Raw genomic sequence first — 24,736 nt, 5'->3', positions numbered from 1 at the left:
CCCAGGTTCATAGACATGAACTGCTGCCAGGTCCCTGAATGAGCCGTCACCCTAGAAGCGCCCTGATGGGGCGTCAATACACCGGTACGGGCACGGGGTTGCTCAGCCCAGGGATCCCGCCACGATGGCGGACCACTGCGCCACGACCCGTTCGCGACGCGCGCGGTCGTCCGTGAGGAGGTTGGCCAGGCCCAGGCCGCGGGCCATGTCGAGCAGGCCCTGCACGGTCTCGCGCACACCCGGCGCGCTCTCGTCCACGCCGAGCAGGTCCACCGCCATCCGGTGGGTCTCCCGTCCGATGCGCGCCTCCAAGTCCGTGACCCGTGGCCCGAGTTGCGGCTCGTTCGAGGCGGCGACCCACAGGTGCAGCGCCGCGCGGAACAGCGGCCCGGTGTAGAGCCCGACCAGCGTCCGCACCGCCTCCTCCGTGGTCTCCGGCTTGGGCAGCGCGAGCAGCGCCTTCGAGCGCTCCTCGGCCACGTACTCCACGGCCGCCGTGAACAGGTCCTCCCGCGTGGGGAAGTGGTGCTGCGCCGCGCCCCTGGTCACCCCGGCGTGCTCGGCGACCACCGTGACCGTGCTGCCCGACCAGCCGTGCTCGGCGAGGCAGTCGACGGCGGAGGACAGCAGCCGCTGCCGGGTGGCGCGGCTGCGGTCCTGCTTGGGCTCGGCGCCGCGCACCTGGCCGCCGCGCGCGTTCGCCGCACCGGGCTTCGCCGCACCGGCCCTCACCTCGCCGGCGTTCACCCCGCCGGCATTCAGCGCACCCACTCCGGATCCCGTCGTTCGAGGAAGGCGGTCATGCCCTCGCGGGCCTCCTCCGAGGCGAACAGCCGCGCGGACAGTTCCGCGAGGGTACCCGTGTCCCGTTCGAAGGAGCGCAGCACCTCCGCGTTCACCAGCCGCTTCGACTCGGCGAGGCCCTGCGGGGAGCCGCGCCGCAGCCCGTCCAGTACCGGTTCCAGCGCCCGCTCCGGAACCTCGGCGGCGAGGGTGACCAGGCCGATGCGGGCGGCCTCCTCCGCGCCGAACCTCTCGCCGGTGAGGTAATAGCGCGCCGCCGCACGCGGATCGAGGCGCGGCAGCAGCGGCATGGAGATCACCGCCGGGGCCACCCCGATCCGCGCCTCGGTGAACGCGAAGCTCGCGCCGGGCCCCGCGACGGAGATGTCGCAGGCCCCGAGCAGCCCCGTACCGCCCGCGCGCACGTGCCCCGTGGTCACGCCGACGACGGGTTTGGGCAGCTCGGCGACCGTACGCAGCAGGCGGGCCAGATCCTGCGGGGTACCGCTGCCCTCCTTCAGGTCCGCGCCCGCGCAGAAGGTGCCGCCGGTGTGCGTGAGCAGCACCGCGCGGGTCTCCGTGTCCTTCGCCGCGGCCTCCAGGCCCTCGTGCAGCCCGGCCATCAGCCGGGAGGAGAGCGCGTTGCGGTTGTGCGGCGAGTCCAGGGTGAGGGTGGTGACGCCGCGCTCGTACGACTGCCGGATCAGCTCCACAGGCACCTCCGTGCTCACTACGACGACTCGGGCTCAGTACGACTCGGGCTCAGTACGACTCGGGCTCAGTACGACTTGGGCAGGCCGAGGCTCTGGTGGGACACGTAGTTGAGGATCATCTCCCGGCTGACCGGCGCGATCCTGGCCACGCGTGCCGCGGTGAGCATGTCGGCGAGGCCGTACTCGCGGGACAGGCCGTTGCCGCCCAGCGTGTGCACCGCCTGGTCGACGGCCTTCACGCACGCCTCGCCCGCCGCGTACTTGGCCATGTTCGCGGCCTCGCCCGCCGCCGCGTCGTCGCCCGCGTCGTTGAGCAGCGCCGCCTTGCGCATCATGAGCTTCGCGAGCTCCAGGTCGATGTGCGCCTGCGCGAGCGGGTGGGCTATGGCCTGGTGGGCGCCGATGGGCTCCTTCCACACCTGGCGGGTGCGCGCGTACTCCAGTGCCTGGCCGATCGCGTACCGGCCCATACCGCACGCGAAAGCGGCGGTCATGATCCGCTCCGGGTTGAGCCCGGCGAAGAGCTGGAGCAGCCCGGCGTCCTCGTCGCCGACCAGCGCGTCGGCGGGCAGCCGCACCTCGTCGAGTACGAGCTCGAACTGCTTCTCCGGGGCTGCGACCGCCATGTCGATCATGTTCCGCGAGAAGCCCGGGGTGTCCCGCTCCACGATGAACAGCGCGGGCTTGAGCTTGCCGGTCCTGTGGTCCTCCGTGCGGCCGACGATCAGCGTGGCCTCGGCGATGTCCACGCCGGAGATGAACACCTTGCGCCCGTTGAGCACCCATTCGTCGCCCTCGCGGCGCGCGGTGGTGGTGATGCGGTGCGAGTTGGAGCCCGCGTCCGGCTCGGTGATGCCGAAGGCCATCTTGCGGCTGCCGTCGGCGAGTCCGGGCAGCCACTTCGCCTTCTGCTCCTCCGTGCCGAAGCGCGCGATGACCGTCCCGCAGATCGCCGGGGACACGACCAGCATCAGCAGCGGGGAGCCCGCGGCGCCCAGCTCCTCCAGCACGATGGAGAGCTCCACCATGCCGCTGCCCCCGCCGCCGTACTCCTCGGGCAGGTTGACGCCGAGGTAGCCGAGCTTGCCGGCCTCGGCCCACAGCTCGTCGGTGTGCTTGCCCTCGCGTACGACGTCCGCGAAGTACTCCCTCCCGTAGCGCTTCCCGAGCGCGGCGACAGCGTCCCGGAGCGCGCGCTGCTCCTCGGTCTCCAGCAGGCCGCTGGTGTCCGTGCCGTGCGGGGCTGTGCTCATGACTGCTCCTTCGTGTCCGATACGGCGTTGTCTGAGACGGCCTTGTCCGGTGCGGCTTCGTCCGATACGGCGCTGTCCGATGCGGCCTTGTCCGGTGCTGCCTGGTCCGAGACGACGGCGAGCAGCGCGCCGACCTCGACCTGGCGGCCCGGCTCGGCGTGCAGCGCGGTGAGGGTGCCCGCGGCGGGAGCGGTGATCTTGTGCTCCATCTTCATGGCCTCCAGCCACAGCAGCGGCTGCCCGGCCTCGACCGCGTCCCCGACGGCCAGCCCCTCGGCGACCCGTACGACCGTTCCCGGCATCTGCGCCAGCAGCGATCCGGGCTCGGTGCGGGCCGCCGGGTCGGCGAAGCGGGGCAGCGCGGTGAGGGCGTGCGCGCCGAGCGGCGAGTCGACGTACACGGCGGCGGCGCCCTGGACCGCGTCCGCTCCCGGATAGGAGCGCACCGCGAAGTCCCGCGCCACGCCGTCCACTTCGAGGCGTACGAGCCCGTGCTCGGCGCGCAGCAGCGACACTCCGGCGAAGTCGGCGGCCTCCAGCCCGTCCCGGGTGATGCGGTACGCGACCTCGTACTCGGTCCCGTCGGGCTCGGCCCGGTAGCTCTTGCGCTGCGGCGCGGAGGGAACGTTGCGCCAGCCGCCGAGCCTGCCGGTGACGGTGGTGCCGGCCGCGCGGTTGCGGGCCGCGTCGGAGAGTGCCGCGGCGAGCGCGGCCAGGCGCGCGGCCTCCGCGTCCCCGGGCCCCGGCCCGGTGAGGGCCCCCAGGTGCCGGTCGTAGAAGCCGGTGTCGAGCCGGGCCTCCGCGAAGTCGGGGTGCCGCAGCGACCGTACGAGCAGGTCGCGGTTGGTCGACGGGCCGTGGATGCGGGCGCGTTGGAGTGCGCGCGCGAGCTTGCGTACGGCCTCCGCGCGGTCCGGGGCCCACGCGACGACCTTGGCGAGCATGGGGTCGTAGTGCACGCCGATGGTGTCGCCGTCCGTGACGCCGCTGTCCAGCCGGATGTCGCCCGGGGTGCCCGGTACGTGGAAGTGGTGCAGCGTGCCGGTCTGCGGCTGCCAGTCCTGCGCCGGGTCCTCCGCGTACAGCCGGGCCTCCACCGCGTGGCCGTGGGGCTCGGGCGGGCCGCACACCGAGAGCGGGACGCCCTCGGCGACGCGGATCTGGTGCGCGACGAGGTCGAGGCCGTGCACCATTTCGGTCACCGGGTGCTCGACCTGGAGGCGGGTGTTCATCTCCAGGAAGTACGCGGTGTCCGGGGCCCCTTGGCTGGTTGCGGACACCAGGAACTCGACCGTTCCCGCGCCCTCGTAGCCCACCGCCTGCGCGGCCTTCACCGCCGCGGTGTGCAGGGTGTTGCGGAGCGCTTCGGAGAGGCCGGGCGCCGGGGCCTCCTCGATCACCTTCTGGTGCCTGCGCTGGAGCGAGCAGTCGCGCGTGCCCAGCGCCCATACGGTGCCGTGCCCGTCGGCGAGCACCTGCACCTCGACGTGGCGGCCGCGCTCCACATACGGCTCGACGAACACCTCGCCGTCCCCGAACGCCGAGACCGCCTCGGCCTTCGCCGCCTCGATCTCGCCCCGGAGCGCGCCGAGTTCGCGCACGATGCGCATGCCGCGCCCGCCGCCGCCCGCCGCGGCCTTCACCAGGAGGGGCAGATCCTGCGCGCTCGCCTCCTCGGCCCGTACGGGTTCCAGCAGGGGAACCCCGGCGTCCGCCATCAGCCGCTTCGCGCGGGTCTTGGACGCCATCGCCTCCACCGCCTCGGGGGGCGGGCCGATCCAGATCAGCCCGGCGTCCCGTACGGCGCGGGCGAACTCCGCGTTCTCCGACAGGAATCCGTACCCCGGGTGCACCGCGTCGGCGCCGGCGGCGAGCGCGGCCTTCACGATCAGGTCGCCGCGCAGATAGGTGTCGGCCGGGGCGTTCCCCGGGAGGCGTACGGCGGCGTCGGCCTCACGCGCGTGGGGCGCGGCCGCGTCCGCGTCGGAGTACACGGCGACGGTGCCGATGCCCAGCTCGGCGCAGGTGCGGAAGATGCGGCGGGCGATCTCGCCGCGATTGGCGACGAGTACGGACTGGATCATGCGCTGACTCCTCAATTCCCGTCCCACTCCCCTCACATCCGGAACACGCCGAAGCCGCCCCGCGCGCCCTCCACCGGTGCGGTGTGGATCGCGGAGAGGCACAGGCCCAGGACGGTGCGGGTGTCGCGGGGGTCGATGACGCCGTCGTCGTACAGCCGCCCGGACAGGAACATCGGCAGCGACTCCGCCTCGATCTGCTCCTCGACCATGGCCCGCAGCCCGGCGTCCGCCTCCTCGTCGAAGGGCTTGCCCTTGGCCGCGGCCGACTCCCGCATCACGATCGACAGCACGCCCGCGAGCTGCTGCGGGCCCATGACCGCCGACTTGGCGCTCGGCCAGGCGAAGAGGAAGCGCGGGTCGTAGGCCCGCCCGCACATCCCGTAGTGGCCGGCCCCGTAGCTGGCCCCCATGAGCACGGACAGGTGCGGGACCTTCGAGTTGGACACCGCGTTGATCATCATCGAGCCGTGCTTGACGATGCCGCCCTGCTCGTACTCCGTGCCGACCATGTAGCCGGTGGTGTTGTGCAGGAACAGCAGCGGAATGTCGCGCTGGTTGGCGAGCTGGATGAACTGGGTCGCCTTCTGCGACTCCTCGCTGAACAGCACGCCCTGCGCGTTCGCCAGCACCCCTACGGGATAGCCGTGCAGCCGCGCCCACCCGGTCACCAGGCTGGGCCCGTACAGCGGCTTGAACTCGTCGAAGTCCGAGGCGTCCACGATCCGCGCGATCACCTCACGCGGGTCGAAGGGCACCTTGAGCTCCTCCGGTACGACGCCGAGCAGCTCCTCCTCGTCGTACTTCGGCGGCTCGGGGACCCCTGCGCCCGCGGCCGGATCGGTGTGCGCCTTGCGCCAGTTGAGGCGGGAGACGACGCGGCGCGCCTGGCGCAGCGCGTCCGGCTCGTCCAGCGCGAAGTGGTCGGCGAGCCCGGACTGCCGGGCGTGCATCTCGGCGCCGCCCAGCTCCTCGTCGTCGGCCTCCTCGCCGGTGGCCATCTTGACCAGCGGCGGACCGCCGAGGAACACCTTGGCCTGCTCCCTGACCATGATCACGTGGTCCGACATGCCGGGGATGTACGCGCCGCCGGCCGTCGAGTTGCCGAACACCACGGCGAGGGTGGGGATCCCGGCCTCCGACAGCCGCGTGATGTCCCGGAAGAGGCCCCCGCCCGGGATGAAGATCTCCTTCTGGCTGGGGAGATCGGCGCCGCCCGACTCGACGAGGCTGATGCAGGGAAGCCGGTTCCTGTACGCGATCTCGTTGGCCCGCAGTGCCTTCTTCAGCGTCCACGGGTTGCTCGCACCACCCCGTACGGTCGGGTCGTTGGCGGTGATCAGGCACTCCACGCCCTCGACCACGCCGATGCCCGCGACGAGCGAGGCGCCGACGGTGTAGTCGCTGCCCCAGCCGGCCAGCGGCGAGAGTTCGAGGAACGGGGTGTCCGGATCGAGCAGCAGCTCGATCCGCTCCCTGGCCAGCAGCTTCCCCCGGTCGCGGTGCCGGGTCGTGTACTTCTCCCCACCCCCTTCCCGCGCCTTGTCGTGCTCGGCCTCCAGCTCGGTCAGCTTGCCGAGCATGGCCTCGCGGCGGGCGGCGTATTCCGGGCTCGCGGTATCGAGCGCGGTGCGCAACACGGTCACGGCAGGAACCTTTCGGGTATCTCCATGTGCCGGGAGCGGAGCCACTCCCCCAGGGCCTTGGCCTGCGGATCGAAGCGGGCCTGCGCGGCCACGCCCTCGCCGAGCAGCCCCTCGATGACGAAGTTGGCGGCGTGGAGGCCGGGCAGCAGGTGGCGGGTCACGCGCAACGGCCGGATTTCGGGGAGCAGTTGCGCCAGCTCCTTCTCGGTGAGGTGCTGAACGAGCCACTCCCACGCCTCGCGCCGCCGGTCACCGCCGCCGTCCCCCGGCAGCTCCCTGACCCAGACCCCGAGATTGGCGTCCCCGCCCTTGTCTCCGCTGCGGGCCCCGATCAGGGCCCCTAGGGGTTCCGTACGGGTGGGGCCGAACGGGGTGGTGCGCGGCGGACGTTGGGCGCCCCTTAGGGGTGGGGTTCCCCCTAGGGGGAGGGACTCCCTTAGGGGTCGGGCTTCCCCTAGGGGCAGGGGCTCCCCTAGGGGCAGGGGCTCCCCTAGGGGTTCGGGATCCCCTACGGGTTCCAGGGCCCTGGTCTTAAGGGGCGCGGGGATCGCCACACGCTCCCCTTCCGGGAGCACCGCCACGTGCGGGACCTCGCCGGCCGGCACGTACTCCGCGTGGAAGACCCCGTAGGGGGAGCCCTTCCCCGGTGGGGCCGTCACGTGGAAGCCCGGGTAGCTCGCCAGGGCCAGTTCCACGGCCGAGCCGGTCACCGAGCGGCCCACGGCCTCCTGTTCGGGGTCGCGCACCACGAGCCGCAGCAGCGCGCTCGCCTCTTCCTGCACGTCGGCGTCGGTGCGGTCGGTACGCGCGAGGGACCAGCGCACCTCGGCCGGACGCCGCGCGGCAGCACTCAGCGCGTCCTCGACCTGGCCCCGTACGAGCTCCGCCTTGCGCTCGATGTCGAGCCCGGTCAGCACGAACACGACCTCGTTGCGCCAGCCGCCCAGCCGGGAGAGCCCGACCTTGAGATCCGGCGGCGGCGCCTCGCCCCGTACGCCGTCGATGCGCACCCTGTCGGGGCCCTCGGTCCGCAGCCGTACGGTGTCGAGCCGCGCGGTCACGTCGGGGCCCGGATACCGCGCGCCCGCCGTCTCGTACAGGAGCTGCGCCGTCACCGTGCCCTCGGTGACCGCGCCGCCGGTGCCGGGGTGCTTGGTGATCACCGAGGAACCGTCGGGGGCGATCTCCGCGAGGGGGAATCCGGGGTGCCGCGCGTCCACGCCCTCCTCGGCCCACAGCGCGTAGTTGCCGCCGGTGGCCTGCGCGCCGCACTCCAGCACGTGGCCCGCGACGACCGCGCCGGCCAGCGCGTCCAGGTCGTCCGCGCCCCACCCGAAGTGGGCCGCCGCAGCGCCGCTGACCAGCGCGGCGTCGGTGACGCGGCCGGTGACGACGACATCGGCACCGGCGTTCAGGCACGCGGTGATCCCGCCGCCGCCGAGGTACGCGTTGGCGGTGAGGATCCCTTCCCGCCCCCAGTCGCGCCCCGTGAGGTCGTCGCCCTCGACGTGAGCGACCCGTACGGGGACCCCTAGGTGCTCTCCCAATTCCCTTACGGCGTCGGCCAGTCCGGCCGGGTTGAGCCCGCCCGCGTTGGCGACGATCCGGACCCCGCGCTCCTTGGCGAGCCCGAGCCCGGTCTCCAACTGGCGCAGGAAAGTTTTCGCGTAGCCGCGCTCCGGGTCCTTCATCCGGTCCCTGCCGAGGATGAGCATGGTGAGTTCGGCCAGGTAGTCGCCGGTGAGGACGTCCAGTTCGCCGCCCCGCAGCATCTCCTCCATCGCGGCGAACCGATCGCCGTAGAAGCCCGAACAGTTGCCTATCCGCAGCGGCCTCACGCGCTCGCCCCCTTGCACTTCCGGCCACCACCGGGCGGCCCGGCGAACGCCTGGGCGATGCCCAGCCACGCGTCGGCGTCCGGGCCCTCGGCGCGCAGCGCCGTGTCGTCCCTGTGCACCCGCTGGGTGACCAGCAGGCAGAAGTCCAGCGCGCTGCCGGTGACCCGCTGCGCCGCGTCCTCGGGGCCGTACGTCCAGCGGTCGCCGTCGGGGGCCGTCATCTCGACCCTGAAGGGTTCTCCCGGAGGGGTCAGCCCGTGCACCGCGTACGCGAAGTCCCTGGTCCTGACCCCGAGCCGCACGATGTGCCGGAGCCGCGCGGTCGGTTCCCTCACGACCCCCAGGGCGTCCGCGATGTCGCCGCCGTGCGCCCAGGTCTCCATGAGCCGTGCCGTGGCCATGCCGGGGATGCTCATCGGGGGGCCGTACCAGGGGACGCGGCGGCCCTCCGGCTGCGCGGCCAACTCCTCGGCGAGGGCGGTGCGGACGGTGCGCCAGTGTGCGAGCAGCGCTTCGGGCTCCTTCTTGGCGCCCTCGCGCGCGCCGTCGTCCACGAACGTGTCCGGCGCGGCCATCGCCGCCTCCACCTCGGTGGCGAACCGGGCCTCGTCGCGGACCGCGAGCAGCGAGCGTTCGTCGGTCCACGCGAGGTGGGCGATCTGGTGCGCGAGGGTCCAGCCGGGGGCGGGGGTCTCGCGCACCCACGCGCTCGGCGCCGCCGCGCCGACGAGCCGGTCCAGCTCCTCGCCCTCAGCTCGCAGGTCCTCCAGCACGGCAGCGCCGTCCGACATGCGCGCGCTCCTCCCAAGTCGGGGTCTGGTGAATGAGGTTGGCAGGGGGCCGCTCGGGAATCAAGCATGCGTGCATGATTCTTGTGCGCCAGCACGTGGTGTTGGGGGCCCAGCGGGGTGTGGGCTCCTGCTGGCCCCGCCTCGCTTGGGTCTTTCGCCGCTGCGGGCTTTGCGCTGCGCGCTTTGACCTCCGGTCGGGCCCGCGTGGGGGTGGGTGGTTCCGACTGCCTTGTGAGGCGCGCGGGTGCGCCGGCTGTGGACGCTTTGCGTCGTGACCGCCGACGGCCTCCGAGCGTGGTTGCTTCCCGCTGCGGCGGGGTGTGGGTGGGTGGTTCCGACTGCCTTGTGAGTGACGGCTCGCCCGGCAACGCTCCGCGCCACCGGACGAGCCTCGCTCAGCTTCGACAGTGGTCGCTACCGAAGTGTGGGTGGCGGAACGCTGTGGGTTGCCCGCCGCTCCCCCTTTGAGCTGTGGGCAGTCGTTCCGCAGGGGCGAGGGGGGTACCTCCCTGCTCGGAGCGAAGCCGGAGAGCTTGGGGGAGGGTGGGCACAGCGGACCGACGCCCCCCGGCACCCGCACCACCCCGTACGCAACGGGGCCCGGAAGCGCGGCGGGACGCTCATGACCGCACCCGGGGTCGCCGCAGACCGGGCGGAGGCCCGGACGGGGGCGCGGAGCGTTTCCGTCCGGGCCGGAAGGCACAAGTCGGGCGCAACCACCCACCGAATCCCGCCGCAGCGGGAAGCAAGCAGAAGCGCAACGGGTCGGCGGTCACGGAGCGAAGCGACCACTCACAGGTGCTCGGCCAGCACCTCCGCCACATGGCGGGACCGCGCCCCGCCCAACTGCTCGAGCTGCGTACGGCAGGAGTAGCCGTCCGCGATCAGCTCGGCCCCGTCGGGGGCCTCCCGTACGGCCGGCAGGAGCTGGTCCTCCGCGCAGGCCGCCGACACCTCGTAATGCCCGGCCTCGAAGCCGAAGTTGCCGGCGAGACCGCAGCAGCCGCCGCTCAACTCACCGGTGAGCCCGGCGCGTTCACGCAAACGGCGATCCGCCGCATCCCCCAGCACCGCGTGCTGATGACAGTGCAGCTGACCCGCGACGGGCCGATCAACCCGCGGCGGCCGCCACTCCGGCGCGTACTCCTCCAACGTCTCGGCAAACGTCCGCACGGACCGCGCCAGCCGCGCGGCCCGCGGATCGTCGCCGAGGAGTTCGGGCAGATCGGTCTTGAGCGCCGCCGCACACGGCGGCTCCAGTACGGACACGGGAAGCCCCGCATCGAGCGCGGGCTCGACCCGGTCGAGCGTGCGCCGCATGACCGCCCGCGCCCGGTCGAGCTGCCCGGTCGACACGTACGTGAGCCCGCAGCACACCTGCCGCGGCGGCACCGCGACCCTGATGCCCGCATCCCGGAAAACCCTGACGGCAGCCGAACCGGCTTCCGGGGACAGGTAGTTGGTGAAGGTGTCCGGCCACAGCACCACGCGCGGCCCCTCGCCGCTCCCCCGCCGCTCCCCTAGGGGCTGCCTGCGCCACCACCGCGTAAAGGGCTCTCGGGGCAGGGCAGGGATGTCCCTCTCAGGGGCGAGCCCGCCGAGCCGCTTCCCGAGCGCGGCCAGAGACCCGATCCGCGCACCGGCGTTGAGCAGCGGCGCAGCCCGGAACGCCGCGGTCAGCCGCAGCCACTCCGGGAGCCGGCCCATGGAGTGGTGGGCCATGGGGCGGCGCTTGTCCTCGTAATGGTGGTGCAGGAACTCGGCCTTGTACGTGGCCATGTCGACCCCTACGGGGCAGTCGCTGCGGCAGCCCTTGCAGGACAGGCACAGGTCCAGCGCGTCCCGCACCTCCTCCGAATCCCAGCCGTCCCGTACGACACCGCTGCCGTCACCCGCGTCGCCCGCGAGCATCTCGTGCAGAAGCCGCGCGCGGCCGCGGGTGGAGTGCTTCTCCTCGCCCGTCGCGCGGAAGGACGGGCACATCACGCCCGCGCCCGCGCTGGTGTTGCGGCACTTGGCGACGCCCACGCAGCGGCGTACCGCGGCGGAGAAGTCGCCGCCGTCGTGCGGATAGCCGAAGGCGACGTCGACGGGCTCGCGGGGCAGCGGCTCGAAGCGGAGGTTCTGGTCGATGCGGTCGGGCCGTACGAGCATGCCGGGGTTGAGGCCGCCGTCCGGGTCCCAGGCGTCCTTGAACCGTCCGAAGAGCTCCACCATCTCCGGCCCGTACATCTTCGGCAGCAGTTCGGCGCGCGCCTGCCCGTCGCCGTGCTCGCCGGAGAGCGAGCCGCCGTGCGCGACCACGATGTCCGCGAGGTCGTGCGAGAAGTCGCGGAACTTCTGGATCCCCGGCGCGTCCATCAGGTCGAAGTCGATGCGCACGTGGATGCAGCCGTCACCGAAGTGCCCGTAGGGGAGACCCCGGAGGCCGTACGAGGTGAGCAGCCCACGGAAGTCCCTTAGGTAGTCCCCTAGGTGGGCCGGGGGTACGGCGCAGTCCTCCCAGCCGGGCCATGCCTCGCTGCCATCGGGCATCCGGGTCGCGGTGCCCGAGGCGTCCTCGCGTACCCGCCACAGTGCGCGCTGCCCCGCCGGGTCGGTGATGAGCAGGTGGTCGGTGGCGCCGTCGGCCGCCGCCTGGCGGCTCAACTCCTCGGCGCGGGCCCGCGCTTCGCCCTCGTCCGCCCCGCCGACCTCGACGAACAGCCAGGCGCCGCCCCTCGGCAGCGAGGCGCGGGCCGCGTCGCCCACGAGGTCGTTGGCCATGCCCTCGACGGTCAGCGGGCGGTGCGGGAGCAGCCCGGCGGCGGCTTCTGCGGCGGCGCTCTCGTCGGCGTACCCCAGTACGGCGAGCACGCGGGCTCCGGGTACGGGGACGAGCCGTACGGACGCCTGGGTGAGAACCCCCAGGGTGCCCTCGCTGCCGGTGAAGGCGCGGGCCCAGTCCTCGCCCTTCTCGGGGAGCAGCTCGTCCAGCGCGTACCCGGAGATGCGGCGCGGGAGCTCGGGGAAGCCGGTGCGGAGGCGGGCCAGTTCGTTCTGGACGAGGGCGCGGCCGGCGTCCCTTAGGGGAGCCGGTACGCCGTCCCCTCCGGGGCCGAGGACGGCGCGCCCGCCCCCGTAGGTGTGCACCTCGATCTCCCGTACGTTGTCGGCCGTGGTGCCCCAGGCGACGGAGTGCGAGCCGCAGGAGTTGTTGCCGATCATGCCGCCGAGGGTGCAGCGGCTGTGCGTGGAGGGGTCGGGGCCGAAGGTGAGCCCGTAGGGGGCGACGTGCTCGCGGAGGCGGTCGAGGACGACACCGGGCTGGACCAGGGCTGTGCGGGAGCCGGGGTCGACGGCGTCGATGCGGTTCATGTGGCGGGTGAAGTCGAGGACCACGCCGATGCCGGTGGCCTGGCCTGCGATGGAGGTGCCGGCGCCCCTGGCGAGGACCGGTACGCCGTGGGTGCGGCAGACGGCGAGGGTGGCGGCGACGTCCTCGCCGTCGCGCGGGGCGACCACCCCCAGGGGCACCCTTCGGTAGTTCGAGGCGTCCATCGTGACGAGGGCGCGGCTGGTCGTGTCGAACTCCACCTCGCCGCGGACGACTTGGCGCAGGTTCTCTGCGAGGGCGTTGGCCGTGTGTTCCCGTTCGTCTCCCATGGGGCCCAGCGTGCCTTCTCGCGGGGCGTAAGCCGATCACCCCGACCGTGTGTGGTCCCCTTCGCGCTACGGGGTGCCCCCTAGGTGCCCCCTTTCCGGGGCTGCGCCCCGGGGCCCCGTCGCGTACATGGCGGGCCAGGTGCCCGGGGCGCAAGTCCGCTGTGCCCACCCTCCCCCAAGCTCTCCGACTTCGCTCCGAGCAGGGAGGTACCCCCCTCGCCCCTGCGGAACGACTGCCCACAGCTAGTAAGTGGGCACGGTCGCGACGGCTCGTACGCAGCCCTCCGGGGACGCCGCAGACCGGGCGGAGGCCCGGCCGGAGGCGCGGAGCGTCGTAGAGCGGGCCGTAACTCACAAAGTCGGGCGCAACCACCCACCCAAAACCCGCCGCAGCGGGAAGCAACCAAAAGCGCACCCGCCCGGCGGTCAAGGCGCAAAGCAGCCCACCCCCGAGCCCACCCCCGCACATGAAGCAATCCTCATCCGCCGCTCACCCGAGCCTCATCGCCGGCCCCGACCCTCGTACACATGGCAGCAGTCGGCGCCGGACGGCGAATACGTGCGGGTCAGAACCAGCCCCGCACCGCCGCTCCCTGGAGGCTCCATGCCCGCCGACCACCTCAGCATCGTCCACGCCCTGATCCGCGCCCAGGTCTACCGCTCGGAACGCCCGGACCCCGAACCCGAGCCGGAACCCGTAAACCCGGATGAGCCGGAGGAAACCCCGTTCTCCGGAGCCGGCGCCGGCTCCGGCTCCGGCTCCGGCTCCGGCTCCGACGCCGGAGGCAGGAAGCGGATCGAGGGCCGGCCCTCGGGCCCCTCCCCCGTGACCACCGACCGCACCGCGTAGACCTCCGCGATCAGCGACTCGGTCAGCACCTTCTCCGGCGGGCCGGCGGCGACGGCCCGCCCCTCCTTCAACACCAGCAGCTCGTCGCAGAACATCGCCGCGTGGTTCAGGTCGTGCAGCGCGACCACGCTGGTGACCGGGAGCCGGGCGACCAGCGTCAGCAGCTCCAACTGGTGCTGGATGTCCAGGTGGTTGGTGGGTTCGTCGAGCAGCAGGTGGTCCGGCTGCTGGGCCAGCGCGCGGGCGATCTGCACCCGCTGCCGCTCCCCGCCGGAGAGGGTGTGCCAGGACCGGTCGAGCAGACCGTCGAGGCGCGCGTGCCGCACCGCTTCCCGTACCGCGGCGTCGTCCTCCGCCGAGGGCCCCGACCACGCGCCGCGGTGCGGGATGCGTCCGAGCCGTACGACATCCCGTACGCGCATGTCGACGCCGGTGTCGGCGTGCTGCTCGACCACCGCGACCCGCCGCGCGACGGCCTTGCGCCGCATGGAGCTCAGCGGTACGTCGTCCAGCGCGACGGTCCCGGCAGCGGGCGCGCGGATGCCCGCGAGCAGCCGCAACAGGCTCGATTTACCGGAACCGTTGGGGCCGATCAGGCCCACCGTCGCCCCAGGCGCGGGCCGCAGCGACACCCCGTCAACGAGCAGACGCCCGCCCGCGCCCCAGCTCACGTCGTCAGCAGTCAGCGTCATCGGACACTCCTGTCGTGCTCGCCGCGGGAGGCACTCACCGCACACTCCTGCTCCGGTGGAGGATGAACGCGAAGCACGGCACCCCGATCAGCGAGGTCACCACGCCGACCGGCACCTCCTGCGGGTCGAGCAGCGTGCGGGCCGCGGTGTCCACCCAGACCAGGAAGACGGCGCCGGCGACGGCGGTCGTCGGCAGCAGCGAACGGTGCCCGGGGCCGACCACGGCCCGCGCCGCATGCGGCAGCACCAGCCCCACGAAGCCGATCGCCCCGGCCGCGCTGACCAGCGCCGCGGTCAGCAGCGCGGTGACCGTGAGCAGCACGAACCGCACCCGCCGCACCGAGACGCCGAGCGAGGCGGCCGCCTCCTGCCCGAAGGTGAAGGCGTCCAGGTGGTGCGCGTACGCCAGGCACACCACCATGACCAGCGCCAACGCGCCCCCGCAGAACGCCACATCGCTCCAGTGCGCGTCGGCGAGCGAGCCGAGCAGCCAGAAGAGGACGCCGCGTGTCTGCTCCGCGTTCGCCGAGGACATCACGATGAACGAGGTCAGCGCGGAGAAGAGCTGCATGCCCGCGACCCCGGCGAGCAGCACCCGCTCGTTGGTCGCGCCGGACGCGTACGCCAGGGCCAGTACGAGGACGAAGGAGACCAGCGCGCCGAGGAAGGCCCCGGCCGGCAGGGTCAGCGCGCCGCCCCCGACCCCGAGCACCGCCACCAGCACCGCGCCGGTCGAGGCGCCCGAGGAGACGCCCAGCACATAGGGGTCGGCCAGCGGGTTGCGGAGCAGCGACTGCATGACCGCGCCGCACACCCCGAGTCCGGCCCCGCAGACGGCGGCGAGCACGGTACGGGGCAGCCGCAGGTCCCACACGATGCCCTCGCGGATGGGGCTGAGCCCGGTGTGCACGTCCCAGCCCGCGTGCCCGGCGACCACGCCCCACACGTCGGTGACGCGGATGTCGGAGGGCCCGATGGTGATGGTCACGGCGACGGACAGCAGGAGGAGCACGAGGCCGCCGCCCCACAGCGCCCAGAGCCCGAGGGGAGCGCGCAGCCGCGCGGCACCCCGAGGCGCAACCGGTGCCTCCCCCTCGGCCGCGCGATCACCCTCGGCCGCGCTGTCCCGCTCGGCGGCCCGCACGCTCAATGGTCCAGCCCGTACTTGCGCAGCCCCGCGGCCACCTTCTCGATGCCCTCGCCCGGCACCCGGATCGAGGGGTTCATCGCGGCGCCGCTCAGGAACACGTACCGCTTCTTCTTCACGGCCGTCATCTTCCGGGTGACCGGATTGGACTCCAGCTTCTTGATCTTCTGCTTCGCCGTCTCCGCCGTCTCCCGCTTCCGGGTCAGGTCGCCGAGGACGATCATGTCGGGGTCGCGGTCGGCGACCTGCTCCCAGTTGATCTGGGGCCACTCCTGCTTGGTGTCGTCGAAGACGTTCTTCGCGCCGACGGCGCGGGTGATGATGCCGGGCGCTCCGCAGCAACCGGCCATATAGGGCGATTCGGAGTTGGCGAACCAGTACATGACGCGCGCGTGCCGCGCGTCCACGCCCTCGGTCGCCCTCTTCCTCCGCTTCTCCAGCTTCGCGATCAGCTTCTCACCGCGCTCCTCGACCCCGAACACCTTGGCCAGATCGCGGATCTCGCCGTACACCGAGCCCAGCTCCAGCGGTTTGGTGCGCGCGCCGTCGCCGCCGCCCGAGGTGTCCTTGTCCTCGCAGTCGGAGGGCGAGACGTACGTGGGCACGCCGAGCTTCTCGAAGTCGCCGCGCCCCGCGACGCCGTCCTTGCCCAGCGTGGCCTGGAAGGTGGCCGAGACGAAGTCCGGCTCCTTGTCCAGCACCCGCTCGAAGGAGGGGTTGTTCTCCGCGAGCCGCGGGATCTTCCTGTTGGCGGCTGCCAGTTCGGGCAGCACCGGGTCGGTCCAGGTCGCCGTACCCGCGATGCGGTCGCCGAGGCCGAGCGAGAGAAGGATCTCGGTGGAGTCCTGGTCGAGCGAGACCGCCTGCGACGGCGGCCGCTTCACGGTCACCTCGCGCCCGCAGTTGCCGATCTTCTTCGGGTATCCGGCGGGGGACGCGCCGCCCGCCTTGTCCGAGCCGCCCGACGCGCCGGATCCCCCGCAGGAGGCCAGCAGGCACATCAGGGCCGTGGCCAGTACGGAGACGTGCAGTGAGCGGCGGTGGCGTGACGCCATGATCCGGTGGTCCCTTTTCCGTCAGGGGCTCATGCGCGGAGCCCGGCGACCCGTCGTGCGGCCAGCAGGTCTTCGGGCTCGGGATCGTGTACGGGCGGAGCGCCTTCCCGGGGTGTACGCGGTCAACGGTGACCGCCCGCCCCAGTGGCCTGTGCTCGCCCAGCTCCCACACCGCTGCGCGTCAGCTCCGGATTTCCACCGGATTCCCTTGTACGGAGCGGCTGGTCAACGGGCCGTTCCGTAACTGAACTGGCGTTCGCAAGCTACCACAGGCCGGACAAGCGGACCGGTGAGCTCCGTCTCGCCGTACGGACCCCATACCGCTGCGCTGGGATGACGCACTAGGCTGCGGCTCGTGGCTGATCTCCAGATTCCCGCTGACATCAAGCCCGCCGACGGTCGATTCGGCTCGGGCCCGTCCAAGGTGCGTACGGAGGCGCTCAGCGCCCTGGCTGCCACCGGAACCTCACTTCTCGGCACGTCCCACCGCCAGCCCCCGGTCAAGAACCTGGTCGGCAAGGTGCGCGAGGGCGTGAAGGAGCTCTTCTCGCTCCCCGAGGGGTACGAGGTGGTGCTCGGAAACGGTGGTTCCACCGCGTTCTGGGACATCGCGACGCACGGGCTCATCGAGTCCAAGTCGCAGCACCTGTCCTTCGGGGAGTTCTCCTCGAAGTTCGCCAAGGCCGCGGAGCTCGCGCCCTGGCTGGACGCCCCGTCCGTGATCAAGTCCGAGCCCGGCACCCACCCGAAGGCGGCAGCCGAGCAGGGCGTCGACGTGTACGCCTTCACCCACAACGAGACCTCGACCGGCGTCGCGATGCCGATCGAGCGGGTCGCGGGCGCGGACGAGAACGCGCTGGTGCTCGTGGACGCGACCTCCGGCGCCGGCGGCCTGCCGGTGGACATCGCGCAGACCGACGTCTACTACTTCGCCCCGCAGAAGTCCTTCGCCTCCGACGGCGGACTGTGGATCGCGGCCTTCTCCCCGGCCGCCATCGAGCGGGCCGAGCGCATCGCGGCCTCGGACCGGCACATCCCGGCGTTCTTCGACCTGAAGACGGCGATCGACAACTCCCGCAAGAACCAGACGTACAACACCCCCGCGCTCTCCACCCTGTTCCTGCTGAACGACCAGCTGGAGTGGCTGAACGGGCAGGGCGGCCTGGACTTCGCCGTGCGCCGCACCGCGACCTCCTCGCGCGCGCTGTACGGCTGGGCCGAGGAGGCCAAGCAGGCCACCCCGTTCGTCACGGACCCGGCGCAGCGTTCGCAGGTCGTCGGCACGATCGACTTCGACGATGATGTCGACGCCGCCGAGATCGCCAAGGTGCTGCGCGCCAACGGCATCGTGGACACCGACCCGTACCGCAAGCTGGGCCGCAACCAGCTCCGCGTGGCGATGTTCCCGGCCGTCGAGCCCTCCGACGTGGAGGCGCTGACCGCCTGCGTCGACTACGTGATCGAGCACCTGTAACGCGGAAGCACCGCACACGACGACGGGCCGGGCGCACGGTGCGCCCGGCCCGTCGCGCGTTCCGCTCACGCGCTCACGCGCTCACGCCGTGCTCACGCGCTCAGCCGCTGGAACTTCCGCACCGCCAGCGGCAGGAACACCGCCGTGATCACCAGCGGCCAGACCACCGCCATCAGCGCCGCGTGCTGCTCGATCCAGCTTTCGCCGAGCGGCAGCGGGTTGCCGTACAGCTCGCGTACCGCGTTGGCGGTGGAGGACACCGGATTCCACATGGCGATCGCGCCCAGCCAGTCCGGCATCGCGGACGGCGGGGTGAACACGCTGGAGATCATCCCGAACGGGAAGGCCACGGCGAAGAGGTTGCCGGCCGCCTCCTGGTTGGGCGTCTTCAGGCCCAGCCACACGCCGATCCAGATCAGCGCGAAGCGCAGCAGGAGCAGCAGCACGAAGGCGTACAGCGTCCCGGCGAGCCCTCCGTCCGAACGCCAGCCCACCACCAGCGCGATGGCCGCCAGCACCGCCAGGTCCAGCGCGGCGTGCAGCACATCGGAGACCCCGCGCCCGGTGACCACGGCCGAGGGCGCCATCGGCAGGGACCTGAAGCGGTCGGTGACGCCGCGCTCCTTGTCGATCACGACGGCCATGGCGGTGTTCATGAAGCCGAAGGCCATGGTCATCGCGAACATGCCGGGCATCGCGAAGTCCTTGTAGTCCACGCCCTCGCCGACCTGCATGGCGCTGCCGAAGACATACACGAACAGCAGCACCGAGACGATCGGGAAACCCAACTGCCAGGCGATCAGCGAGGGCTGTTTGACCAGGTGGGTCAGGTCGCGGCGGACCACCGTCCAGCAGTCGGCCAGCGCCCAGTGGAGCCGCCGCTCGCCGAAGACCGGCGCCGTGTCCGGCATGCCCGTACCCGTACCCGTTCCCGTGCCCGTCTCCGTGTCCAGCGCTTCCGTACTCATGCCGCGACCTCCTCCTCCGCCGCGCGCCCCGTAAGGGTCAGGAAGACCTCGTCCAGCGTGGGCCTGCGCAGCCCGATGTCGTCCACGCCGGTCCCCGACTCGCGCAGCACGCGGGCGACTTCGGCCAGCGCCGCCACCCCGTCGCCCTGCGGCACCGGCGCGTGCACCCGCAGCGTCTCGGCCTCGGTCTCCGGCTCGCCGCCGTCCCTCGCGACCCGGGCCACCGCCTTGACCGCCTGCGGGATCTCGGACGGCTCGCTCACCACCACCTCGATCCGGTCGCCGCCGACGGCGCGCTTGAGCCCGGCCGGGGTGTCCTCGGTGATCCGGCGTCCGCGGTCGATCACCGAGATCCGGTCCGAGAGCTTGTCGGCCTCGTCCAGATAGTGCGTGGTCAGCAGGACCGTGGTGCCCTCGGCCGCCAACGTCCGCACCGCGTCCCACACTTCGCTGCGCCCGCGCGGATCGAGCCCGGTGGTCGGCTCGTCCAGGAACAGCACCTCGGGTGCCAGGATCATGCTCGCCGCCAGGTCGAGGCGGCGCCGCATGCCGCCGCTGAAGTCCTTCGGCTGCCGGTCGGCGGCCTCCGTGAGCCCGAACCGCTCCAGCAGCTCGGCGGCCCGCCGCTTCGCCCGCGCGCCGCCGAGGTGGAAGAGCCTGCCGAACATCTCCAGGTTCTGACGGGCCGTGATGATCTCGTCGACCGCCGCGTTCTGCCCGGTCAGGCCGATGCGCCGGCGCACCTGCCGCGGCTCGGCCGCCACATCGCGCCCGCCGACCAGCGCCCGCCCTCCGTCGGGCCGCACGAGTGTGGCCAGGATCCTCACCGCCGTGGTCTTGCCCGCGCCGTTGGGCCCGAGCAGTCCGTGCACCGTGCCCCGCCGCACGGCGAGGTCGAGCCCGTCCAGCGCGTGCTTGTCCCCGTACGTCTTGCGCAGTCCCTCGGTCAGCACCGAGTGCGTCTCACTCACCGATCCCCCCTGTCCGCCGATGCCGGAGCGCCGCCCCGGCACAAAACTGGGTACGCCGTACTCACTTTAAACAGCGTACGCCCTACGCAGAAACCCGCAAGCGATTTAGGATGAGGCCACGATGAGCACGGAACACGCCGCGGGCGGCGATCTCGCCCACAGCCTCGACCTCCTCTGGGGCGCCGGGAGCAGGGGCGCCCGCGGCCCCAAGCCCGGCCTCTCGCTGGAGCGGATCGTCCGCACGGCGGTGGAGCTCGCCAACGGCGAGGGCCTGCCCGCACTGTCCATGCGCCGGGTCGCTGGCGAACTCGGCGTCGGCACCATGTCGCTCTACCGCTACGTGCCCAACAAGGGCGTGCTCGTCGACCTGATGGTCGACCACGTCAGCTCACCCGGCGAGGACGCGGAGCGGCTCGCGGGCCTGGGCTGGCGCGACGCGCTGGAGTTCATCGCGCTCAGCTCCTGGCGGCTCTACACCGGCAACCCGTGGCTGCTCCAGGTCAACCAGGCCCGCCCGCTCATCGGCCCCGGCTCGGTGCGCGCGCTGGAGGCGGCGCTGGGTCCGCTGGAGGGGCTGGGCCTCAGTGGACGCCAGAAGATGGGCATCCTGAGCACCATCAACCACTACGTGCAGGGCGTGGCACGCACGCAGGTGCTGGCGGGCCAGGCGGCGGAGCAGTCCGGGGTGACGGACGAGGAGTTCTGGTCGGCTCAACTCCCGTACGTGGAGCGGGCGATGGCGGACGGCTCGTACCCGCTCCTCGCCGCGCTCGACGAGGACTCCTTCGCCATGTCCCTCGAGGAGACGCTCCGCTTCGGCCTGCGCCCGCTGCTGGACGGCTTCGAGGCGATGATCGGGGAGGCGGGCGGGGCGGAGGGCTGAGGGGCCGGTTGAGGGCCCTGGAGCCGCCCGCCCGCCCCGCTCAGTCCCGCCGCCCGAAGATCCGCTTCAGCCCCGTCCACACGCCGAGGCCCACCGCGAAGACGACGCCGGCCAGGACGAGGTTGCGCGCGTTGCCGCCGTTCCCGCCGTCGTCCTTCGCACCGTTCTCGTCGCCCTTGTCGCCGCTGTGCTTGCTGTCGTCCGGCGAGGGGCTGCCCTCGTCCGACGACTTCGCGCGCACGCTCTCCGGCAGCATCTTCCCGCTCAACTCCACGGGGTCGACGCTGCTGCCCCGGCCTTCGCTCCCGTACATCAGCGTCCGCCCGTCCGGCGTGAAGGTCACCGACTCGCCCTGCCCCAGCGTCGGTACGGGCTGCGTGCCCAGCGGGGAGGGGCGGCCGTCCTTCCACGCGTACATCTCGCCGTTCATGTAGCCGCGCAGCACCAGCCGCGTCCCGTCGGGCGAGAACGCGCCGTCGGTGGCCCACACTTCGGTGCGCGCGATGCGGCGGAAGACGTTCACGCCGCTGGAGGAGAGCCGGGCCGGACCCTCGTAGATGCCGCCCTTGCCCTCGTTGTTCTTGCTCGCGATGTAGACCCGGCCGGTGCGCGGATGCACCATCAGCGACTCGGCGTCCCGCGGCCCGTCGGCGTACTTCACCGTGTACGTGGTCGGGTCGACGGTCACATCGCGCAGCTCCTTCGGCTCGGGGAAGCTGCGGATCCACACCTCGGGCCAGCGCCCGCCGAAGTTGTCGCCGATGTCGCCCACGTACACCCGGCCGTCGGGCCCGACCGAGATCGCCTCCACGTCGCGGGGATCGACGCCCCGCAGCGTGACCGTCGCGACGGTCTTCCCCGTCTTCCCGTCCACGGCGTAGATGTACGGGCCGTCGTCGGAGTCGTTGTGCGTCCAGTAGACGCCCTTGTGCGCGTGGCTCGCGGCGAGGCCGCTGGACTCGTCGATCCGCCGGTCCTTGAGCGTGAACCGGGACGGGGAGTCGTCCGCGACCGCGGCGGCGGGCGCGAACAGGGTGCCGGCGACGGCGAGCAGCACCACGGCGGAACACCCGGCGAAACGCCCTCGGGGGCGCGACAAGAGAGCCATGTGCCCCAGTTTCCACCAGCCCGGGGTGTGCCCATGCCCGCCGCTCGCCGCCCGGGCCGTCCCCGGCGCGTGCCCGGAGAGCCCCTAGGGGATCCGCGCCGCCTCCGCGATCTGCGCCGCCACCCGCACGTTCGCCGCGTGGCCGCAGCGCACCGCCTCCACGTCCAGCGCGTGCACGGGGACCCCGGAGAGATACAGATCACCGACGAGGTCCAGCAGCTTGTGCCGCGCGGGCTCGTCGGGGAAGCGCACCGGACGCAGGTAGCCGTGCTGCCCGATGACCACCACGGCGTCCTCGTCCAGGCCCCGGCCCAGCTCCAGTTGCCGGGCCGCCGCCATCTCCTCCTCCAGCACGATGGTGCGCGCGGGCGCCACCCCGCTCGCGTACTCCTCCGGCAGCCGCAGGCACACCGTCTGCGCCCCCGGCCACCGCTCGCCGAGGTCGTACGTGCAGCGCCAGTGCCCGGTGCCGGGCGCGACCCTGATGTACGTGGCGCCGTCCCGGAACTCGACGGTGCGGCTCAGCCGGGGCGTGGCGGCGCGGCCCACCCGCTCGGTCCCGCAGTCGGCGAGGGCCGCGGCGAACGCGCCCGCGCTGCCGTCGGCACCGGGGATCTCCGGCGCCGACACGGTGACTTCGGCGTCCGTGACGCCCGCGCCCGCGAGCGCGCTCATGAGGTGCTCGACGGTCGATACGGGGCCGAGCGCGGTGCACCGCCTGGTGCCGCTCACCTGCGAGGGGACCGCGGGCACCCGGTACGGCCCGTGCTGCACGGCGATCCCGTCGCAGCCCGGCGCGACGGTCATCTCGACCGGCTTGCCCGAGTGCAGGCCCACGCCCTCGATCTCCACGGTCCGCGCGACCGTACGGCGGAAGCTCATCGCGCACCCCCGGAGTTCGCTTCGGCCCCGGGCTCCTGCGCCCCGGCCCCCGAGTCCTGCCGCGGCACCGCGGCCTCCGCGCCGCACCGTGCGCACTCCGCACCCTCCCGCGCGTTCTCCACGGCCTGCTCCAACTCCTTGACGCGGCCGAAGAGTTCCTGGAGCCGCGGCAGCAGGGCCTCCGCGCGGAGCTGCTGCGCCACGGGCCGCGAGGGCGTCCCCGCGTAGGTGCCCGACTCCCGCAGGTCGCGGGTGACCAGGCTGCGCGCGCCGACCGTGACGTCCTCGGCGACCGTCACGTGGTCCAGCACCCCGGCGCCGGCCGCCAGCACCGAGCGGTCCCCGAGGACGGAGCTCCCCGCGATCCCCGCCGTCGGGACGATCAGCGCGTGCTCGCCGACCCGCGCGTTGTGGCCGACGTGCCCCAGGTTGCCGATCTTCGCTCCGCCGCCGACCCGGGTCGTCCCGCTGTGCGCCCTGTCCACCGTGGCCAGCGCGCGGATGTCCACGTCGTCCCCGATGCGTACGTCGCCGACCTGCGGCACCCGCTGCCAGCTCCCGTCCTCCCGGGTGAAGCCGAAGCCCTCGGTACCGAGCACGGCGCCGGGGTGTACGGAGCACCGCTCGCCCAGCCGCACGTCCTGGCAGAGCACCGCGTGCGGGTGCAGTTCGCTGTCCGCGCCCACCTCGCAGTCCTCGCCCACATAGCAGAACGCGTGCACGCGTACGCCCTGGCCGAGCACCGCGCCGCGCTCGACCACCGCGTACGGACCGACCGAGGCGCTCGGGTCCACCGTGGCCGCCTCGTGCACGACCGCCGTCGGATGAATTCCGGATTCCAGCGGAATCGGCCGCTCGACGCGGCGCAGCAGCCGCGCGAACACCCGCCGCGGATCGGCCACTTGCACATACGGTTTTTCAGCGCAGGAGAGGTTCTCGGGAAGCAGCACGGCGCCCACTCCGGTGGCCCGCTCCAGATAGCGGGAGTTCTCGCAGAAGGCGATTCCGGCGGGGTCCTGCGCGTCGGCGGGAACGGGGCGCACCGCGAGGTCCTGAGGGCCGACGAGTTTCCCGTCGAATTCCTCCGCCAACTCACCCAGTGTCCACAGCATTCAGGCATCCGCCTTCCGCGCCAGCCGCTCGCGCCTGCCGAAGTCGGCGATGCCGCGCTGGGAGGGCGCCGAGCGGAAGTCGAGCAGCGCGCGCAGCGCGGCGCCGCCCCCGTCCCCGTTCGACGACCCGTTCCGCGCCTCGGCCTCGATGTCGTCCTCGCCGCGCTGCATCGCCATGAACGCCCTGCGCACCGCGCTCTGTTCGGCCGAGGCCACGTCCCGGCGGCGCATCCCGATGAGGTTCACCCGCCAGTGCCGCGCGGGCGAGCCGTCGACCAGGGTGTACGGCAGCACGTCCTGGGTGACCTTGGACAGCGCCCCCACCATCGCCATCCGCCCGATCCGCACATGCTGGTGCACCGCGACGGCGCCGCCGACCACCGCCTGGTCCTCGACCGTCACATGGCCGCCCAGCGCGGTGCCCTGGGAGATGACCGCGCCGTCCCCGACCACGCAGTCGTGCGCGGTGTGGGTGTTGCCCATCAGCAGGCAGCCCTCGCCGACGCGGGTCGGCTCGCCCTCCCTGGTGGACCTGTGCACCGTGGCGCCCTCCCTGATGACCGTGCGGGCCCCCACCACGGCGCGGGTCGGCACCGCGGGGTCGAAGGAGAGGTCCTGCGGGTCGCCGCCCACCACCGCGTGCACCCCCACCCGCACCCCGGGGCCGAGGTCCACGGCGCCGTGCACCACGGCGTGCGCCTCGATGACGGCACCGGCGCCCACCCGCGCGCCCGGCTCGACCACCGCGAACGGACCGACTTGCACCGACTCCGCCAGCTCGGCCTCTGGCGAGACCGAAGCGGCCGGATGAATGAGCACCATGACCACCGTTCCAAAGAATCGG

Annotated in this window: 19 protein-coding genes and 1 riboswitch; of the genes, 2 read left to right on the top strand and 17 right to left on the bottom strand. The window is 72.7% G+C overall.

The features are described 5' to 3' along the window. Positions 1–102 precede the first annotated feature (102 nt). The 11 genes from ABEE00_RS01255 to ABEE00_RS01205 all read right to left on the bottom strand — a co-directional run bounded on the left by ABEE00_RS01255 (position 103) and on the right by ABEE00_RS01205 (position 16,494). Positions 103–681 (bottom strand): TetR/AcrR family transcriptional regulator, encoded by a 579-nt coding sequence (locus ABEE00_RS01255; protein WP_345743528.1) that lies wholly within the window; start codon positions 679–681, stop codon positions 103–105. 77 nt (positions 682–758) lie between these two features. Then, a complete protein-coding gene (locus ABEE00_RS01250; protein WP_451918470.1) occupies positions 759–1,514 on the bottom strand; it encodes an enoyl-CoA hydratase family protein in 756 nt (251 codons plus the stop codon). A 47-nt stretch (positions 1,515–1,561) separates the two neighbouring features. Next, positions 1,562–2,749 carry an acyl-CoA dehydrogenase family protein gene (locus tag ABEE00_RS01245; protein WP_345743264.1) on the bottom strand — a complete coding sequence of 396 codons (1,188 nt, stop codon included), beginning with the start codon at positions 2,747–2,749 and terminating at the stop codon, positions 1,562–1,564. Continuing rightward, positions 2,746–4,833, bottom strand: coding sequence for an ATP-binding protein (locus ABEE00_RS01240; protein ID WP_345743263.1), 2,088 nt, complete (start codon positions 4,831–4,833; stop codon positions 2,746–2,748). Before ABEE00_RS01240 ends, ABEE00_RS01245 begins: the two co-directional genes overlap by 4 nt. A gap of 32 nt (positions 4,834–4,865) precedes the next feature. Continuing rightward, complete coding sequence (locus ABEE00_RS01235) at positions 4,866–6,476, bottom strand: acyl-CoA carboxylase subunit beta (protein ID WP_345743262.1); 1,611 nt, start codon at positions 6,474–6,476, stop codon at positions 4,866–4,868. Next, positions 6,473–8,257 carry an acyclic terpene utilization AtuA family protein gene (locus ABEE00_RS01230; RefSeq protein WP_451918484.1) on the bottom strand — a complete coding sequence of 595 codons (1,785 nt, stop codon included), beginning with the start codon at positions 8,255–8,257 and terminating at the stop codon, positions 6,473–6,475. Before ABEE00_RS01230 ends, ABEE00_RS01235 begins: the two co-directional genes overlap by 4 nt. Before the next feature lie 53 nt (positions 8,258–8,310). Next, positions 8,311–9,105, bottom strand: a complete 795-nt coding sequence (locus ABEE00_RS01225; RefSeq protein WP_345743260.1) for a TIGR03084 family metal-binding protein — start codon at positions 9,103–9,105, stop codon at positions 8,311–8,313. A 792-nt stretch (positions 9,106–9,897) separates the two neighbouring features. Further along, positions 9,898–12,750 (bottom strand): FAD-binding and (Fe-S)-binding domain-containing protein, encoded by a 2,853-nt coding sequence (locus ABEE00_RS01220; RefSeq protein WP_345743259.1) that lies wholly within the window; start codon positions 12,748–12,750, stop codon positions 9,898–9,900. A gap of 654 nt (positions 12,751–13,404) precedes the next feature. Continuing rightward, positions 13,405–14,292 (bottom strand): ABC transporter ATP-binding protein, encoded by an 888-nt coding sequence (locus tag ABEE00_RS01215; protein ID WP_345743258.1) that lies wholly within the window; start codon positions 14,290–14,292, stop codon positions 13,405–13,407. A gap of 34 nt (positions 14,293–14,326) precedes the next feature. Then, a complete protein-coding gene (locus ABEE00_RS01210) occupies positions 14,327–15,436 on the bottom strand; it encodes a FecCD family ABC transporter permease (RefSeq protein WP_451918483.1) in 1,110 nt (369 codons plus the stop codon). 2 nt (positions 15,437–15,438) lie between these two features. Further along, entirely contained in the window at positions 15,439–16,494 is a 1,056-nt protein-coding gene (locus tag ABEE00_RS01205) for an ABC transporter substrate-binding protein (RefSeq protein ID WP_345743257.1), read from the bottom strand. 46 nt (positions 16,495–16,540) lie between these two features. Further along, positions 16,541–16,743, bottom strand: a riboswitch (cobalamin riboswitch). Between the two features lie 106 nt (positions 16,744–16,849). On the opposite strand from ABEE00_RS01205, the gene serC reads away from it, so the two are divergent. Then, a complete protein-coding gene (gene serC / locus ABEE00_RS01200) occupies positions 16,850–17,968 on the top strand; it encodes a phosphoserine transaminase (protein WP_345743256.1) in 1,119 nt (372 codons plus the stop codon). A gap of 92 nt (positions 17,969–18,060) precedes the next feature. Here the strand turns inward: serC and ABEE00_RS01195 are convergent, their stop codons facing one another. Continuing rightward, positions 18,061–18,879, bottom strand: a complete 819-nt coding sequence (locus ABEE00_RS01195; RefSeq protein WP_345743525.1) for an ABC transporter permease — start codon at positions 18,877–18,879, stop codon at positions 18,061–18,063. 53 nt (positions 18,880–18,932) lie between these two features. Then, a complete protein-coding gene (locus ABEE00_RS01190) occupies positions 18,933–19,907 on the bottom strand; it encodes an ATP-binding cassette domain-containing protein (RefSeq protein WP_345743255.1) in 975 nt (324 codons plus the stop codon). 121 nt (positions 19,908–20,028) lie between these two features. On the opposite strand from ABEE00_RS01190, the gene ABEE00_RS01185 reads away from it, so the two are divergent. Continuing rightward, complete coding sequence (locus tag ABEE00_RS01185; protein WP_345743254.1) at positions 20,029–20,790, top strand: TetR/AcrR family transcriptional regulator; 762 nt, start codon at positions 20,029–20,031, stop codon at positions 20,788–20,790. 40 nt (positions 20,791–20,830) lie between these two features. Here the strand turns inward: ABEE00_RS01185 and ABEE00_RS01180 are convergent, their stop codons facing one another. The 4 genes from ABEE00_RS01180 to lpxA all read right to left on the bottom strand — a co-directional run bounded on the left by ABEE00_RS01180 (position 20,831) and on the right by lpxA (position 24,714). Then, positions 20,831–21,898: a hypothetical protein gene (locus tag ABEE00_RS01180; RefSeq protein ID WP_345743253.1), complete on the bottom strand. Its 1,068-nt coding sequence runs from the start codon at positions 21,896–21,898 to the stop codon at positions 20,831–20,833. 84 nt (positions 21,899–21,982) lie between these two features. Then, entirely contained in the window at positions 21,983–22,780 is a 798-nt protein-coding gene (locus ABEE00_RS01175) for a UDP-3-O-acyl-N-acetylglucosamine deacetylase (RefSeq protein ID WP_345743252.1), read from the bottom strand. Further along, positions 22,777–23,892: a UDP-3-O-(3-hydroxymyristoyl)glucosamine N-acyltransferase gene (lpxD, locus tag ABEE00_RS01170; protein WP_345743251.1), complete on the bottom strand. Its 1,116-nt coding sequence runs from the start codon at positions 23,890–23,892 to the stop codon at positions 22,777–22,779. Before lpxD ends, ABEE00_RS01175 begins: the two co-directional genes overlap by 4 nt. Next, positions 23,893–24,714, bottom strand: a complete 822-nt coding sequence (gene lpxA / locus ABEE00_RS01165; RefSeq protein ID WP_345743250.1) for an acyl-ACP--UDP-N-acetylglucosamine O-acyltransferase — start codon at positions 24,712–24,714, stop codon at positions 23,893–23,895. It lies immediately after the preceding gene. Between the last annotated feature and the right edge of the window lie 22 nt (positions 24,715–24,736).

This window comes from Streptomyces odontomachicola, assembly GCF_039605595.1.
GTDB lineage: Bacteria > Actinomycetota > Actinomycetes > Streptomycetales > Streptomycetaceae > Streptomyces.
Note: the sequence above shows the minus strand (reverse complement) of the source record. Positions and strands in the feature narration are given on the sequence as shown.

Coding starts and splice junctions, on each gene's coding strand:
- ABEE00_RS01240 (WP_345743263.1), bottom strand. CDS start 4,833: ATGATCCAGTCCGTACTCGTCGCCAATCGCGGCGAGATCGCCCGCCGC.
- ABEE00_RS01180 (WP_345743253.1), bottom strand. CDS start 21,898: ATGGCTCTCTTGTCGCGCCCCCGAGGGCGTTTCGCCGGGTGTTCCGCC.
- ABEE00_RS01205 (WP_345743257.1), bottom strand. CDS start 16,494: ATGGCGTCACGCCACCGCCGCTCACTGCACGTCTCCGTACTGGCCACG.
- ABEE00_RS01245 (WP_345743264.1), bottom strand. CDS start 2,749: ATGAGCACAGCCCCGCACGGCACGGACACCAGCGGCCTGCTGGAGACC.
- ABEE00_RS01230 (WP_451918484.1), bottom strand. CDS start 8,257: ATGGAGGAGATGCTGCGGGGCGGCGAACTGGACGTCCTCACCGGCGAC.
- lpxD (WP_345743251.1), bottom strand. CDS start 23,892: ATGCTGTGGACACTGGGTGAGTTGGCGGAGGAATTCGACGGGAAACTC.
- ABEE00_RS01195 (WP_345743525.1), bottom strand. CDS start 18,879: ATGCCGGACACGGCGCCGGTCTTCGGCGAGCGGCGGCTCCACTGGGCG.
- ABEE00_RS01175 (WP_345743252.1), bottom strand. CDS start 22,780: ATGAGCTTCCGCCGTACGGTCGCGCGGACCGTGGAGATCGAGGGCGTG.
- lpxA (WP_345743250.1), bottom strand. CDS start 24,714: ATGGTGCTCATTCATCCGGCCGCTTCGGTCTCGCCAGAGGCCGAGCTG.
- ABEE00_RS01215 (WP_345743258.1), bottom strand. CDS start 14,292: ATGACGCTGACTGCTGACGACGTGAGCTGGGGCGCGGGCGGGCGTCTG.
- ABEE00_RS01220 (WP_345743259.1), bottom strand. CDS start 12,750: ATGGGAGACGAACGGGAACACACGGCCAACGCCCTCGCAGAGAACCTG.
- ABEE00_RS01185 (WP_345743254.1), top strand. CDS start 20,029: ATGAGCACGGAACACGCCGCGGGCGGCGATCTCGCCCACAGCCTCGAC.
- ABEE00_RS01225 (WP_345743260.1), bottom strand. CDS start 9,105: ATGTCGGACGGCGCTGCCGTGCTGGAGGACCTGCGAGCTGAGGGCGAG.